The organism is Streptomyces sp. NPDC058665 (assembly GCF_042714995.1).
GTDB lineage: Bacteria > Actinomycetota > Actinomycetes > Streptomycetales > Streptomycetaceae > Streptomyces.
This window is the reverse complement of record NZ_JBHXRX010000011.1, coordinates 1-14,090: the sequence shown is the minus strand read 5'-3', so window position 1 is coordinate 14,090 and position 14,090 is coordinate 1. Positions and strand designations below refer to the sequence as shown.

Annotated in this window: 11 protein-coding genes and 2 pseudogenes; 6 read left to right on the top strand and 7 right to left on the bottom strand. The window is 70.9% G+C overall.

Annotation, left to right across the window (positions count from 1 at the left end):
* Positions 1-58 precede the first annotated feature (58 nt).
* Together ACFWV8_RS09240 and clpS are read right to left on the bottom strand one after the other, a co-directional pair.
* Positions 59-646 carry a DUF2017 domain-containing protein gene (locus ACFWV8_RS09240; protein ID WP_384199139.1) on the bottom strand — a complete coding sequence of 196 codons (588 nt, stop codon included), beginning with the start codon at positions 644-646 and terminating at the stop codon, positions 59-61.
* Positions 646-951: an ATP-dependent Clp protease adapter ClpS gene (gene clpS, locus ACFWV8_RS09235; protein ID WP_329387191.1), complete on the bottom strand. Its 306-nt coding sequence runs from the start codon at positions 949-951 to the stop codon at positions 646-648. The genes ACFWV8_RS09240 and clpS overlap by 1 nt, the downstream gene beginning before the upstream one ends.
* 187 nt (positions 952-1,138) lie before the next feature.
* Between clpS and ACFWV8_RS09230 the strand changes: the two genes are divergently transcribed.
* Positions 1,139-2,482 (top strand): nicotinate phosphoribosyltransferase, encoded by a 1,344-nt coding sequence (locus ACFWV8_RS09230; protein WP_384199137.1) that lies wholly within the window; start codon positions 1,139-1,141, stop codon positions 2,480-2,482.
* 139 nt (positions 2,483-2,621) lie between these two features.
* Positions 2,622-3,209 (top strand): isochorismatase family protein, encoded by a 588-nt coding sequence (locus tag ACFWV8_RS09225; RefSeq protein ID WP_384199135.1) that lies wholly within the window; start codon positions 2,622-2,624, stop codon positions 3,207-3,209.
* Between the two features lie 175 nt (positions 3,210-3,384).
* Here the strand turns inward: ACFWV8_RS09225 and ACFWV8_RS09220 are convergent.
* Positions 3,385-3,687: pseudogene (locus ACFWV8_RS09220) on the bottom strand (hypothetical protein); the annotation flags it as partial.
* Between the two features lie 123 nt (positions 3,688-3,810).
* Positions 3,811-6,222: an immune inhibitor A domain-containing protein gene (locus tag ACFWV8_RS09215; RefSeq protein ID WP_384199133.1), complete on the bottom strand. Its 2,412-nt coding sequence runs from the start codon at positions 6,220-6,222 to the stop codon at positions 3,811-3,813.
* Between the two features lie 397 nt (positions 6,223-6,619).
* Here ACFWV8_RS09215 and ACFWV8_RS09210 point away from each other — a divergent pair, with 397 nt between their 5' ends.
* The gene (locus ACFWV8_RS09210) at positions 6,620-6,919 is read left to right on the top strand and encodes a hypothetical protein (protein WP_384199131.1); all 300 of its coding nucleotides are present in this window, start codon (positions 6,620-6,622) and stop codon (positions 6,917-6,919) included.
* Here ACFWV8_RS09210 and ACFWV8_RS09205 read toward each other — a convergent pair.
* Together ACFWV8_RS09205 and ACFWV8_RS09200 are read right to left on the bottom strand one after the other, a co-directional pair.
* On the bottom strand, positions 6,905-7,618 hold the full coding sequence (locus ACFWV8_RS09205) for an RDD family protein (RefSeq protein WP_384199129.1): 714 nt from the start codon (positions 7,616-7,618) through the stop codon (positions 6,905-6,907). The two genes, ACFWV8_RS09210 and ACFWV8_RS09205, sit on opposite strands and share 15 nt — an antisense overlap.
* Before the next feature lie 103 nt (positions 7,619-7,721).
* Positions 7,722-9,266, bottom strand: coding sequence for an RDD family protein (locus ACFWV8_RS09200; protein WP_384199127.1), 1,545 nt, complete (start codon positions 9,264-9,266; stop codon positions 7,722-7,724).
* A gap of 231 nt (positions 9,267-9,497) precedes the next feature.
* Here ACFWV8_RS09200 and ACFWV8_RS09195 point away from each other — a divergent pair, with 231 nt between their 5' ends.
* On the top strand, positions 9,498-9,974 hold the full coding sequence (locus tag ACFWV8_RS09195; RefSeq protein ID WP_384199125.1) for an SsgA family sporulation/cell division regulator: 477 nt from the start codon (positions 9,498-9,500) through the stop codon (positions 9,972-9,974).
* A 2-nt stretch (positions 9,975-9,976) separates the two neighbouring features.
* On the opposite strand, the gene ACFWV8_RS09190 is transcribed toward ACFWV8_RS09195, so the two are convergent.
* On the bottom strand, positions 9,977-11,395 hold the full coding sequence (locus ACFWV8_RS09190) for an FAD-binding oxidoreductase (protein WP_384199124.1): 1,419 nt from the start codon (positions 11,393-11,395) through the stop codon (positions 9,977-9,979).
* 98 nt (positions 11,396-11,493) lie between these two features.
* Between ACFWV8_RS09190 and ACFWV8_RS09185 the strand changes: the two genes are divergently transcribed.
* Together ACFWV8_RS09185 and ACFWV8_RS09180 are read left to right on the top strand one after the other, a co-directional pair.
* Positions 11,494-13,113, top strand: coding sequence for a tetratricopeptide repeat protein (locus tag ACFWV8_RS09185; RefSeq protein ID WP_384199122.1), 1,620 nt, complete (start codon positions 11,494-11,496; stop codon positions 13,111-13,113).
* A gap of 117 nt (positions 13,114-13,230) precedes the next feature.
* Positions 13,231-14,090, top strand: a pseudogene (locus tag ACFWV8_RS09180) (hypothetical protein); the annotation flags it as partial.

Sequence of the window (14,090 nt, the reverse complement as noted above, 5' to 3'; positions counted from 1 at the left end):
GAGGGACGGCGCGACCCGTCTCGCGCGGTGCCGTCCCGTCCCGCCCCGCGCCGTCCCGTCAGGGCATCATCGTCTCGATGAGCGTCTCCTGGAGCGCCCCGAGCCACAGGTACGCCATCACCATCGGCTTGCGCGGGTCGTCGTCCGACAGCCGGTACAGGCTCTCGCCCTCGTCCTCGTCGGAGATCTCCAGCCGGTTGCCGATGGTCAGGCGCAGGTCGTTGAGCGCGCCGAGCCAGTGCCGGCAGTCGTCGGGCGCCAGTTTCAGTACGGCCCCGCCCTCGCCCGCGGCGGAGAGCTCGTCCAGGGTGCGGACCACGGCGAGACCGTCCTCGCGCTTGCGCGACCGCAGGTCGTTCTCGGTGAAGCGCCTGAACTCGGCCGCGTACTCCCGCAGTTCGTCGTCGGTGTCGTCACCGAAGCCGTACGCGTCCGGGAAGAGCCGGGCGAGCGCGGGGTCGGACGGCGGCTTGCTGGGCCCCTCGGCGAAGAGCGCCGCCAGTGGGTCCTCCCCCTTGGCCGGTTCCTCGCCGGGGCCGATCAGCTCCAGGAGCTGGACGGCGAGCGAGCGCAGGATGGAGATCTCGACCTCGTCGAGCGCGACGGCGGCGCCACCGCCGGGGATCGCCTCGAACTGCCCGGCCATCAGGCGGTGTCCTGGGAGAGCGTGGCCCATAGGCCGTATCCGTGCATCGCCTGTACGTCGCGTTCCATCTCCTCGCGGCTGCCGCTGGAGACGATGGCGCGGCCCTTGTGATGGACGTCGAGCATCAGTTTGTGCGCCTTGTCCTTGGAGTAGCCGAAGTACGTCTGGAAGACGTACGTCACATAACTCATGAGGTTGACAGGGTCGTTGTGGACGATCGTCATCCACGGCACGTCAGGTTCCGGGACGGTGAACGTCTCCTCGGCCGACTCGGGAAGTTCGATCTCTGTCGGGGCAACACTCACGGTTCGGGACGACCTTCTTCTCCGCCGGGGGTCCCGGGACACGCCCCGGGATGCACAGCCTCACTGCCCCCCATGCTGCCACCCGGAGGGGCCTGTCGCACAAACGGCGACTCCAGGGCGAACGGCGGCTCCAGGGTCCGACGTTAGAAATCGTCACTCTGACGAGATCCGCTGTAGCATTGCTGTCATGAACTCTGCGGACCTTGCGAAGGACGAGGGCGGCCGGCGGCTCGGCGTTCCCTCGACCGCGCTCTTCACCGACCAGTACGAGTTGACGATGCTCCGGGCCGCGCTGCGGGCGGGGACGGCCGGGCGCCGCTCCGTCTTCGAGGTCTTCACCCGGCGGCTGCCCGAGGGACGGCGCTACGGAGTCGTCGCCGGCACCGGCCGCCTCCTCGACGCCGTCGAGAACTTCCGCTTCGACCCGGAGGTGATCGGCTTCCTGCGCGAGCGGGAGATCGTCGACGGGCCGACACTCGACTGGCTCGCCGACTACCGCTTCAGGGGCGACATCTGGGGCTACCGCGAGGGCGAGGTGTACTTCCCCGGCTCGCCGATCCTGCGCGTCGAGGGCTCCTTCGCCGAGTGCGTGCTGCTGGAGACCGTGGTCCTGTCGATCCTCAACCACGACTCGGCGATCGCCGCCGCCGCGTCCCGGATGTCCGCCGCGGCCGGCGGACGCCCGCTGATCGAGATGGGCGCGCGCCGTACGCACGAACTGGCCGCCGTCGCCGCCTCGCGCGCCGCGTACGTGGGCGGCTTCGACACCACCTCCGACCTGGCGGCCGGGTTCCGCTACGACATCCCGACGGTGGGCACCAGCGCACACGCCTTCACGCTGCTGCACGACAACGAGCGGGACGCCTTCCAGGCGCAGGTCGACGCGCTCGGCAGCGGTACGACGCTGCTCGTGGACACCTACGACGTGGCCGACGCGGTCCGTACCGCCGTGGAGGTCGCGGGGCCCGGTCTCGGCGCCGTACGCATCGACTCCGGCGACCTACTGCTCGTCGCGCACCGGGTGCGGCAGCAGCTCGACGAGCTGGGCGCGGTGAACACCCGGATCGTGGTCACATCCGACCTGGACGAGTACGCGATCGCCTCGCTGGCGGCGGCTCCGGTGGACGCGTACGGCGTCGGCACCCAGCTGGTCACCGGCAGCGGCCACCCCACCTGCTCGATGGTGTACAAACTCGTCGCCCGTGCCCACTCCGCCGATCCGAAGGCGCCGCTGCACGCGGTGGCGAAGAAGTCGCTGGGCGGCAAGACGTCGATCGGCGGCCGCAAGTGGGCGGCCCGCCGGGTGGACGCGGAGGGGTACGCGGACGCCGAGGTCGTCGGCACCGGCCCCGTACCCGCGGAGTTGCTGGACCGCCAGTTGCTGGTGGAATTGGTCAAGGGCGGCGAGGTGGTCGCCCGCGAGCCGCTGGACGCGGTGCGCGAGAGGCACGTCGCGGCGCGCGCCGGACTGCCGATGTCGGCGATCCAGCTGTCGCGCGGCGAGCCGGTCATCCCGACCGTCTACATGTGACGTACACGAGGCATGGATGAGGTGTGGAAGGCATGAACGGAGAACCACCGGGAACGCCAGGCTCCGACAGACCGGCCTCCGACAGGATCCGGAAGACTCGCACCAGCGCCCGCCCGCTCCCCACCGAAGGACACCCGCCATGCACCGCGCGTTGATAGTCGTGGACGTTCAGAACGACTTCTGTGAGGGCGGCAGCCTCGCGGTGTCCGGCGGCGCCGACGTGGCCGCGGCCATCACCGACCTCATCGGCCAGACCACCGCCGGTTACCGCCATGTGGTCGCGACACGTGACCATCACATCGATCCCGGTAACCACTTCTCCGCCCGGCCCGACTACGAGCACACCTGGCCGGTCCACTGCGTGGCGGGCACCGAGGGGGTGGGCTTCCACCCCAACTTCGCGCCCGCCGTCGCCTCCGGATCGATCGACGCGGTCTTCGACAAGGGCGCGTACTCGGGCGCGTACAGCGGCTTCGAGGGCGCCGACGAGAACAACGTGTCGCTCGCGGAGTGGCTGAAGGCACGCGAGGTCACCGAGGTCGACGTCGTCGGGATCGCCACCGACCACTGCGTACGGGCGACCGCCCTGGACGCGGCGCGTGAGGGATTCGCCACACATGTGCTGCTCGACCTGACGGCGGGCGTCGCCGAGGGGACGACGGAGCGGGCCCTGGAGGAGCTGCGGGCGGCGGGTGTGCGCCTGACCGGCAAACCGGTCGTGGCCTGACCCCGCCGCCCGCCCGCTCGCGCTACGCGGCGCTCAGGTCGCTCCCGCTGCCCCTCGACAGCTCCGGGCGCGGCGCGGTCGACGGTCCCGCCGGCGGGCCCGGCAGCGCGCCCGGCGGGGGCCCCGCCGGCACCCCTGTGCGCCCGCCGCGCGGCTCGCCGCTCCCGTAGCGCCGTGCGGGGCGCAGCAGGGCCCGTATGGGCTGCCAGAGCTCCTGTGCGCGCTCCGGTGTGCCCCGCCAGAGCAGGCCGTCCGGATGGTGCAGCACCGCCGTGATCTCGTCCGGTGTGGGCGGTTCCGCGTTGCCGCGGAGATAGACGGCGCGCAGCCCCAGATTCCGCAGCCTGGTCAGGGCGCGGGCCCGGTTCATCGCATGGACCAGGATCCGGACCGTACGGCCTTCGCTCACCGGGCTGGGCACGGTCAGAGCCACCACCACGGTGCCGTTCGGGAGTCTGCTGAAGCCTCCACCTGCCATATGTCCTCAATCCCCCCGTAAGACGTCGTGTCAATAAGAGTCGATAGGACGCACCTAAACACGATCGGCCGCCGCCCGCTAGAGGGCGACGGCCGATCATGGTTTGACCTGCGGCGATGTCCGTTACTTGGTCGAGCGGTCCACCTTCACCGTCATCGTGGAGCCACTGAGCGGCTCGCTCACGATGGAGATCTTGGTGTTGGTGTCAGGAACGTCGACGGAACCCGTCGGGTTCTCCTTGTACCAGTAGGTGCCCTTGCGGTCGTCGAAGACCGGCTTGCCGGCCTGCGGCTTGATCCACTGCGCCTTGTCGGCGTTGTGCAGCTGGAACAGGTCCGTCGGGTACCAGCTGAACGACGAGTCGAACGTCTGGATCTTGTTGCGCATCACCGTGCCGTCGGCCCACTTCAGGGGCTTGGCGTGCGCGTCGACCGGCAGGATCAGACCCTTGCCGGGGTGGACGCTGGTGTTGTTGTCCTTCTGCGAGGTGTCCCAGAGCCAGACCATGAGGCCGTTCTGGTACGCGTAGTGCTCGACCCAGTCGTCCTTCGGCGCCTTGAAGCCGAAGTTGTACGGGCCCGACTTCAGGGTCGTGTCGTAGCTGACGTACTGCCGGTTCTCCGCGATGTAGAACTGGTCGTAGTCCTTGGTGAACGACTCCTCGATGCGCGAGAAGCCCTTCGAGGTCCAGCCGGCGTCGTCCGTCTCGGCGTTGTCGGTGAAGAGCGGGGTGCCGTCGGCGACGACGCTGATCGCGTCGGCCGCGAAGCCCTTGCCGCCGGCGCCGCCGTCCGTCTGGTAGCGGAAGCGGACGTCGATCTTCTTGCCCGCGTACGCGTCCAGCGGGTAGACGAGCTTCTTGTACGCGCCGGAGGGACCGGTCAGGGCCGGCTTGTCGCCCGCGTCACGGGTGATGGCCTTGCCGTCGGCGGTGCCGTCGACCGGCGTCCAGTTGGTGCCGTCCTCCGACACCTCGGCGTACAGGTAGTCGTAGTTGGCCTCGATGTCCCACCAGCCGTCCAGTTCCAGCGACGCCTTGGCCTTGCCGGTGAGGTCGACGGGGCGGCTCAGGGTGTTCTTGAGGTCGTCGCCCATGTCGCTCCACCACTGCCTGGAGCCCTCGGCGGGCTTCACGACAGTCGTGGTAACCGGCTTCTTCGGCAGCTCGACGACGAGCGCCTGCGGGTTCTTCGTGTTGTACTCCGACACGCCCAGCTTGTGGGTCGACGCCGTCGCGGCCTTGGCCTCGTCGTAGTCGAGCCAGCCCAGCTGGAGCTTGTCCCAGGCGGTCATGTCGCCGGGCAGGTCGCCGATCGAGCCCTTGCCCCGGCCGAGCCAGGAACCGGCGGACATCAGGGTCCAGTAGCCGGTGGAGTTCTCGCCGCCCGCGGTGTCGTACAGGTCGGGCAGGCCGAGGTCGTGGCCGTACTCGTGCGCGAAGACGCCGAGTCCGCCGTTCTCGGGCTGCATCGTGTAGTCGCCGACCCAGATGCCGGTGTCACCGATCTGCGTGCCGCCGGACTTGTTCTCCGCGGGGCCCGTCTTGCCGGCGTCCGTGCCGTACGCGTACCAGCGGTGCGCCCACAGGGCGTTCTCGCCCTCGGCGCCGCCGCCGGCCGACTCGTCCTCGCCCGCGTGGACGATCTGGAAGTGGTCGATGTAGCCGTCCGGCTCGTTGAAGTCGCCGTCGGCGTCGAAGTCGTAGCGGTCCCACTCGTCGTAGCTCGCGAGGTCCGCCTTGATCTCGGCGTCGGTACGGCCCTGGGCCTTCTGGTCGGCGGCCCAGGCTTCGGTGCCGTCGCGTACCGCGTCCCAGACGTTGGCGCAGTTGCTGTCGCCGCAGTAGTTGGAGCCGTAACGGGCCTCGTTGTACTTGACCTTGACCCAGTCGGAGACCTCACCGTCGACCGAGTAGCGGCCGGACGAGGTCTTCTCGTAGTAGGTCTTCAGCGACTCTTTCTGCTTGCCCTCGCTGTCCTTGCCCTCACCGAAGTAGAGGTCCTGGAAGTGCTGCTGGTTGTAGTCGGCCTGCCAGGCGGTGGAGTTGTCCACCTTCCGGTCGGGCTCGGCTATCTCGTTGTGCTGCGGGCCGGGCTCGCCGCCGTACTTCTTGATCGGGGCCTCGGGGCCGTCCGCGCCGTCCGGGTCGTACATGGTGGTGTCGTCGACCTCGTCGCCGAACTCCACCAGGATCGTGAATATCTTGTCGGTCTTCTCCCGGCCCAGCTCGACGTACTTCTTGTCGTCGAGCTTCACGACCTGGGAGCCGCCGCGCTTCAGGATCTTGGCGTCACCCGAGATCACCTGCTCCAGCGCGGCCTTGCGCTGCTGTTCCCGCTGCTTGCTGAAGGGGCCTTCGAGGTCGTGCTCGACATCACCCTTCCGCGGCGCCGGATCACGGCGCTCGATGCTCGCCGGACCTGATGTGGGGTTGCCCTCGGCCTGGGCCGGGGCGAGCGCCGACGCCGTCGCGGCAGCCGTGGCGAGTGCCACGAACACCGCGGACGCTCTGATCGCCCGTCGATTGATGGTCACTTGATGCTGTCCTCTCCCCGCACCCGGAGTCCGCGGACCGGCTGTGTGGGGATCCGCGCGCGGGGTGCGCGTCACAAGTGACGACATTCGACCGGAGTTGATGGAGAAAAGACAGCCCTTGACTTGCACAGGCCAACTGCACTATGCAGACGTTCCGTTCCGGTATCCGGACACCCCGAAGGCTCGTCGGTGGGCGCATCGATATGTCATATACAGGGGGCGCGTGACTCCGTGCGCCCCCCATGCTCCGGCGTCGTGGGTTAGGTCACGCTTACTGTCGGTTCCTGCCGGGCATCCACCGTCGTAGGGTCGCTTGCAGTGCGACTCCGCACGGACACGCGAGACACCCCCAACACCCCCGAAACCAAACCCGATCGCCCCGAGGGACGGATCAGCCATGCCGCGTCCGACTGCCGCACAGCTTGCCTACGGTTCCGCCACCGTCGTCCTCTCCACACTCGCGATGCTGCTGCTCTCCGGCATCACATCGGTCGTCGGCATCGCGGTGATCGCACTCTTCGCCCTCTGTCTCGGGCTTCTCGTCTCGGTGAAGGCGGTGCGTCCGCGCGTTTCCACGGCGCTGCGGCCGGTCCGTACGAGCCCCGCGAGCCACTCCACCGCCGCTTCCGTCGTCCCGGTGGTGGGCCCGTCACCGGCCGCCGCCGAGAACAGGATTCCCGCGTCACTGCGGCGCTGACACCACGACAGTTCTCGCCGCCTTGTCGTGCAGGCCCTGCCGGTAGGGCCGGTCGAGCAGGATCAGGATCAGCAGGAGCAGCGGCCAGAGGCAGGCGCAGCAGATCAGTGCGGGCAGCCACAGCACGACGGCCCGCAGGAACGAGGCGCGGGAGTCGGGCACCCGGCCGTCGTTGAGCATCGCCACACGGATCTTGAAGAGCTTCTTGCCGACGGTCTGGCCGCGCCATCGCGTCATCACCGTGTCGTAGCCGACGTACGCGATGATCGTGATGATCCGGAAGACCCACTGGCCGCCGCCGTTCATGCCGTTGACCGTGTCGTCCCAGCTGTTGGACTCGTCCGACCAGTGCCGGTAGACGCTGAACGGGATGGCGATCAGCGCGAGCGGGACCGCGACGATGATCCAGTCGACGATGCGGGCGAGAACGCGCTTGCCCACGGACGCGAGCGGCGGCATCCCGCGGAGGGGATCGTTCGCGCCGTACGGGTCGCCGGGGGGCGGCGGAGCGGATCCGCCGTACGGGTCACCCGCCGGTGGCGGATTGGCGCCACCGTACGGCTGACCCGGCGGAGGCGGATTGGCCCCGCCGTAGGGCGGGGGCGTGCCGCCACCCGGGGGTGGGCCGCCGGGCGGCGGCTGCTTGCGGAACGGGTCGTCCTCGGGCGGCTGACCGGGCGGCGGCTGATCGTTGCTCATGGGGGCAGTGCACCGCGCCGCGTGCACGCCCGCAACGGATCACCCGCCGTTCGGGGGAGCCCCCGGCGGACAGGGCCGGACAGGGCCTAGGGGTGACCCGGCGTCACCCCGCGACGAAGGTGCGCGCGATCTTGTCGTGCCAGCACTGCCGCCACGGCCGGTCGAAGAAGCACCACACCACGTTCACGATGCCGACCACGAGCACCCCGAGCACGCTGTACACGAGCCAGCGGCGCAGGGCCGAGCCGAAGGACGGGGACTCGAACGACTCGATGTCCCGCACCTCAAGCCCGCACAGCTTCTTGCCGAGCGTGCGGCCCCACTTGGCGGTGGGCAGCGCCTCGTACAGGACGCCGATGATCAGCAGCGCGGCGAGCACCCCGCCGAAGTAGCCGCCGGTCGTGCCGTCGATCAGCCAGACGGTGACGGTCTCGCCGGTCTGCTTCGCCGCCTCGACCTTGTCGTCGATGTGCGCGAGCGCCTTGGACACCAGCGGTACGGAGACGGCCCCGACGACCCCGAGGAGCACGACGGTGTCGATCAGCCTGGCGGCGAACCGCTTACCGAGCCCGGCGGGGCGGGCCGCCGCCTGGGCCTGCGCGGCCCGCAGGAACGGGTCGTCGACCGGCGGCTTCCACGGCACGACCGGCTGCCCCTGCGCGGGGCCGCCCCCGGCGGACGGCGCCGACGCCGACTGCGCGAGCTGGTGCACCTGCTGTGCCCAGGAGGCCGAGCCGCCGCCGGGTCCTGGGCCCGGCGCGACCGGGTTGGCGGGGGGCTGCATCGAGCGGGAGCCGAGCGCGTCCGGCTGCTGCGGAGGCTGAGGCGCCTGAGGCTGGGGCTGGACCGGCGGGGCGGGCGCCGGGCCGGCGGCACGGGGCCGCAGGGCGCGCAGCGCCATGGTGCCCTCGGTCTGGCCGGTACGTCCGGTGGCCTGCCGGCTCTGCGGCGCGCCGCCGCCGTCGGGCGCCTCGCCGCTGCGGGGCGCGGGCGTGGTGCCCTCGCCGGTACGGGCCCGGCCGCCCTGAGCCTGACCCTGGCCCTGTCCCCCGCGTCCCGGGCGGGGGAGGCGGATCGCGACCGTGCCCTCGTTACGGGGTGAGTCCCCGTCATCCGCGCCGGCATCGGGGCCCGGTCCCAGGGACCGTACGCCGGGCAGCGCGCCGCCCGTGGGGTCGGCCGCCGGATCCGTGGCCTGGCCGGGCACCCGGGGGTCGCGCGTGTCCCGGGCGTACCGGGGGTCCCTGGCGTCTTCCGGTTCCGGGGCGGGCGCGGACGACGGGGACTCGCCCCAGGAGACCCGGGCGTCACGCTCCCCGCCGAAGCCGGACTGCCGCCGGGTGTCCGCCTGCCAGGCGGAGGCCGGTTCCTGACGGGGCTCATCGGCGGGGTCCTCGTCGAAGAACATCGGCCCGGTCTCCTCGACCGCCGGGGTCGCCGGGGCCCGCCGGGCCGGGGACGGGGTGGCCGCCGCGGCCACTCCCGGGGGCGGCTCCGGCATGGCCTCGCCGGCCTGCGGCGCGGGCCGGCTGGTGCCGGGTACCCAGGAGCCGCCGTTCCAGTACCGGACGTATCCGGGGATGGAAGGGTCCGGGTAGTAGCCGGGGGAAGGGCTGCCGTCTCCGGTTGCCGAGGTCGGGGCGCTCATCACCGTGGTCCCGTATCTCTTCGATGGGCTCAACTCAAGGGTCCACATCTATCAGACCACCGCATGGCCCAGGAGCCATCCGGCCGTTTGGACCTCGATTCGGTCACGAAAGAGTCACGGTAGGTCGCGGGAGCAAGTTCTTGGCCGAAGTCGCGTAATGGCGGCGGGAGTCGGCGCTCTCCATCGGTACGGCCCGCTCCCGGGCGTCGTACGACGAAGGAGGCACCTGACATGAACACCGTGGTGGAACGCGAGCTGGAGCTCAATCTGGTGCTCTCGCCCGAGCACAGCGTCCCTGTCCCCGCCAGACTGACGTACCGCACGGACGATCCGTACGCGGTGCACATGAGCTTCCACATCTCTTCGGACACACCCGTCAACTGGACGTTCGCACGCGAACTTCTGGTCGAAGGGGTGTTCCGGCCGTGCGGCCACGGTGACGTACGGATCTGGCCCACGAAGGTCGAAGGGCGCAGCGTCCTGTGTCTGGCGCTCAGCTCCCCCGACGGCGACGCGCTCCTGGAGGCTCCTTCGGCGGCGGTCTCGGCATGGCTGGAGCGGACGTTGGTGCTGGTGGCGCCGGGCACCGAGAGCGCCCGGCTGGGGATCGACGCGGGGCTGACCCGGCTGCTCACCCCGCTGCCGGCCGACGATCTGTGGCTGCGGAGCCCGTGGCCGTCGGACGAGTCCGCGGACGGCGAGTGCTGACGTCAGTAGAGCTTTCCGGGGTTCAGGAGGTCCAGCGGGTCGAAGGTCTTCTTGATGCCGCGCTGCAACTCCATCCCGACCGGGCCCAGTTCACGGGAGAGCCACTCCTTCTTCAGGACGCCGACGCCGTGCTCGCCGGTGATGGTGCCGCCCAGCTCCAGGCCGAGCGCCATGATCTCGTCGAACGACTCGCGGGCGCGCCGGGACTCGTCGGGGTCGGAGGCGTCGAAGCAGACGGTGGGGTGGGTGTTGCCGTCGCCCGCGTGGGCGCAGACGCCGATCGTGAGGCCGTACTTGACGGCGATGCGGTCGATGCCCTCAAGGACCTCGGCGAGCCGGGAGCGCGGGACGCACACGTCGTCGATCATCGTGGTGCCCTTGACGGCCTCCAGGGCGACGAGCGCCAGCCGCCGTGCCTGGAGCAGCAGTTCGGACTCGGCGGCGTCGTCGGCGGGGACGACCTCGGTGGCGCCGGCCGCCGCGCAGAGTTCGCCGACGGCGGCGAGGTCGGCCGCCGGGTCGGCGGTGTCGAAGGCGCAGAGCAGCAGCGCCTCGGTGGTCTCGGGAAGGCCCATGTTCGCCAGGGAGTTGACGGCGCGGACGGTGGTGCGGTCCATCAGTTCGAGCAGGGAGGGGGTGTGGCCGCGCTCCATGATCCGGCAGATGGCGTCGCAGGCGGCGGACGCGGAGGCGAACTCGGCGGCCAGGACGAGCTGTTGGGGCGGCGCCGGCTTGAGCGCGAGGACGGCCTTGACGACGATGCCGAGGCTGCCCTCCGAGCCCACGAAGAGCCGGGTGAGGTCGTATCCGGCGACTCCCTTGGCGGTGCGGCGGCCGGTGGTCAGGAGCCGACCGTCGGCGAGGACGACGTCCAGGCCGAGGACGTACTCGGCGGTGACGCCGTACTTCACGCAGCACAGACCGCCGGACGCGGTGCCGATGTTGCCGCCGATGGTGCAGGTCTCCCAGCTGGAGGGGTCCGGCGGGTAGTAGAGGCCGTATTCGCCGACCGCGCGGGAGAGCACCGCGTTGACGACGCCCGGCTCGACGACCGCGATCCGGTCGACCGGGCTGATCTCCAGGATCCTGTCCATCTTGACGAGGGACAGCACGATGCAGCCGTCGGAGGCGTTGGCGGCACCGGAGAGTCCCGTACGGGCGCCCTGCGGCACCACGGGGACGCGCAGGGCCGTCGCCGTGCGCATCACGTGCTGGACCTGCTCGACGGTGCGCGGCAGGACGACCACCGCCGGGGAGCCCGCCTCGCAGAAGCTCGCCATGTCGTGCGCGTAGGAGGCCGTGATGTCGGGGTCGGTGATCAGGGCTTCGGCGGGCAGACCGGCTCGCAGCTCGGCGAGGAGGCCGTCCGTGGCGACGGTGGCTGGGGAGGCGGTGGGCACGGCCGCGGCAAGGTCATCCATCGTCCCAGCGTGGCACCCCGGGGCCATCGGTGTGAACCCGTCTGCGATCCACATCCACAAGGACAGGTGTGCTCTTCATATTGACGCACAGTAATCACATGGACGCCAAGAAGATCTTGAACACGTGGCACTTGGGGCACATGGGGCACATCAAGAGGGCCGCGCTGGCCGCGGGTGTGGGGTCGGTACTCGTCGTGGGCGTTCTGGTGTTCGTACCGGACGGGGACGAGGCACCTCCTCCACCCGGCCCCGAGGCGCGGGCGCGGGCCGCCGTCGGCGCGGGCGGGCCCGCCTCGCTGCCGGACGTGGCGGCGCTCATCAGGGACCGCGAGGCATGGCTGCGGGAGAACCCGAAGGACGCCGGGTCCTGGGCGGTGCTGGGCGCGGCGTACGTGGAGCGGGGCGGGCTGCGGGCGGACACGGCGTACTACCCGAAGGCCGAGCAGGCGCTGCGGCGCTCGCTCGCCGTCACCCCCGGCGAGCGGCGCAACCCGGCGGCGACGACGGGGCTGGCCGCGCTGGCGAACGCGCGGCACGACTACGCGGCGGCCAGGAAGTGGGGCGAGGCGGTACGGAAAGCGGCCCCGGAGCGCTGGACGACGTACCCGGTGCTGATCGAGGCGTACAACGGGCTCGGCGACTACACCGCGGCGGGCAGGGCGCTGGACAAGCTGCGGTCGCTGCGCTCCGGCGTGCGCGTGCTGTCCATGTCGTCGGTGGTCTACCGCGACCGGGGCTGGCGCGAGGACGCGGCGGCGAAGGCGGACGAGGCGGCGGGGAGGGCGGCCACGCCCGCCGAGAAGGCCGGCGCGCTGAACGCGCTCGGGGGGCTCGCCTGGGAGCGCGGCGAGCCGAAGGATGCGCTGCGCTACTACGACGCCGCGCTGAAGGTGACGCGGGACCACCACCCGTCGCTGGCGGGCCGGGCGCGGGCCCTCGCGGCGCTGGGCAGGACCGAGGAGGCCGGCCAGGACTACCAGGCGGCTCTCGCGGAGCGCCCGATGCCCGAATACGCCCTGGAACTGGGCGAGTTGTACGAGTCGCAGGGGCTGGGCGGGGACGCGCGGAGCCAGTACGAGCTGCTCCGGGACCGTACGGCGAGGGCGCAGGCCGACGGGGTCAACGAGGAGCTGACGCTGGCCCGTTACGAGGCCGACCACGGCAGTCCCCGGGCCGCGGTGGAGCGGCTGGAGTCGGAGTGGCGGCGCGGCCACCGGAGCATGCGGGTGTCCGACACGCTGGCGTGGGCGCTGTACCGGGCGGGTGACGCGGAGAAGGCCCTGCCGTACGCGAAGCGGGCGACGGAACAGGGGATGCGGAGCGCGCTCTTCTCGTACCACCGGGGAGAGATCGAGCGCGAGCTCGGGATGGAGGGTCCGGCGCGCCGCCATCTGGACGAGGCGCTGCGGACGAATCCTCATTTCTCGCCGCTGCTGGCGCCGAAGGCACGTGCGGCGCTCAAGGAGTTGGGCGAGCTGCCGGACGGCGGTCCGAAGGACATGTACGGCGACGGGGAGAGCACGCCGCTGACGGCACAGCCCACGGCACCGTCGTCGTCCGGCGCACCGTCGAGGGGTACGGCACCGTCGGCGGCGTCACCGTCGACGCCGTCCGCGCGGTCCGCACGGCCGTCCGTACCGTCCGCGTCACCGGCCCGGCCGGAGCCCGTTCCCACGTCCACGCCGCCCGTATCGGCATCTTCCGCCGCCCGAAGCTGAGTGACCGCCTCCGCTGGGCCCGAATCTGGGTCCTGAGGCCCTGCGTCTGGGCCCGCCCTCGTCCCTAGTCTCCGTTTCCCTCGGGGAAATGGCTGACGGCTTGGGCGAGGAGTCCAGATGAACGGCACGGAGTGCGTACGGAGTTCACGTCGGCCACGCGACAAGGGTCAGGGCGGTGTCGAGTACGTCGCGATGATCGGTGTCGTCGCCGCGGTCGTCGCCGCGATCCTGGCGCTGACCGTCCCCGCCGACACGGCCGTGGGCCTTCAGGACGCGGTGTGCCGGATCGTCAACGCGGGCGACGGCGGTGACGGCTGCGACTCCGGGGGCGGCGGTGGGGACGACGGCGGAGGAGGAGGTGGCGGGGACGGCGACGACGGCGGGATACCCGGCGACCCCTTCCAGCCCGCGAAGTGCCTGCTCGCCCAGGAGCAGACGAAGGACACGGTCGTCGTCCAGATCGTCTTCATCAAGATCAGCGGTTCCGAGCAGGTCAAGCTCCAGCAGTGGTCGGACGGCACCGTCACCCTGGAGCGCGTGGGCGAGGGCGGCATCGGCGCGACCGCGAGCATCTCCGCCGGGATTCCCGGTCTGAAGGACTGGGGTGGCAGCGCTTCGCTGAGCGGCAGCTATATGAAGGGCAGCGGCAGCGGCGGTCAGTGGCTGTTCAACGGCAACAAGACCGGCGACCCCCAGAAGGACCTGGAGCTGAATCTGGAGGACGCCAAGAAGTTCGCCTCGTACCTCAAACAGAACGACGGCTGCCGCTACCAGAGCGGCTACAACCCCGGTGCGGCGATGGGAGCCTGCCAGTCGGACGCGGCCTCCAAGAAGCCCGACCTCGACCCGGAGCTGGCGCCGGACGTGGACATCACGAAGACGAGCACGGAGGCGGCGGGGAGCGTCAGTTTCGGCAAGTCCTTCACGAAGGGCAAGGGCGGGAAGGACAAGGACGGCAAGCCGACCGATCTCGGCAG

Excerpts from the sequence above, each read along its gene's own strand:
- ACFWV8_RS09190 (WP_384199124.1), bottom strand. The coding sequence starts at position 11,395 with ATGGATGACCTTGCCGCGGCCGTGCCCACCGCCTCCCCAGCCACCGTC.
- ACFWV8_RS09225 (WP_384199135.1), top strand. The coding sequence starts at position 2,622 with ATGCACCGCGCGTTGATAGTCGTGGACGTTCAGAACGACTTCTGTGAG.
- ACFWV8_RS09195 (WP_384199125.1), top strand. The coding sequence starts at position 9,498 with ATGAACACCGTGGTGGAACGCGAGCTGGAGCTCAATCTGGTGCTCTCG.
- ACFWV8_RS09185 (WP_384199122.1), top strand. The coding sequence starts at position 11,494 with ATGGACGCCAAGAAGATCTTGAACACGTGGCACTTGGGGCACATGGGG.
- ACFWV8_RS09230 (WP_384199137.1), top strand. The coding sequence starts at position 1,139 with ATGAACTCTGCGGACCTTGCGAAGGACGAGGGCGGCCGGCGGCTCGGC.
- ACFWV8_RS09200 (WP_384199127.1), bottom strand. The coding sequence starts at position 9,266 with ATGAGCGCCCCGACCTCGGCAACCGGAGACGGCAGCCCTTCCCCCGGC.
- ACFWV8_RS09240 (WP_384199139.1), bottom strand. The coding sequence starts at position 646 with ATGGCCGGGCAGTTCGAGGCGATCCCCGGCGGTGGCGCCGCCGTCGCG.
- ACFWV8_RS09205 (WP_384199129.1), bottom strand. The coding sequence starts at position 7,618 with ATGAGCAACGATCAGCCGCCGCCCGGTCAGCCGCCCGAGGACGACCCG.
- ACFWV8_RS09210 (WP_384199131.1), top strand. The coding sequence starts at position 6,620 with ATGCCGCGTCCGACTGCCGCACAGCTTGCCTACGGTTCCGCCACCGTC.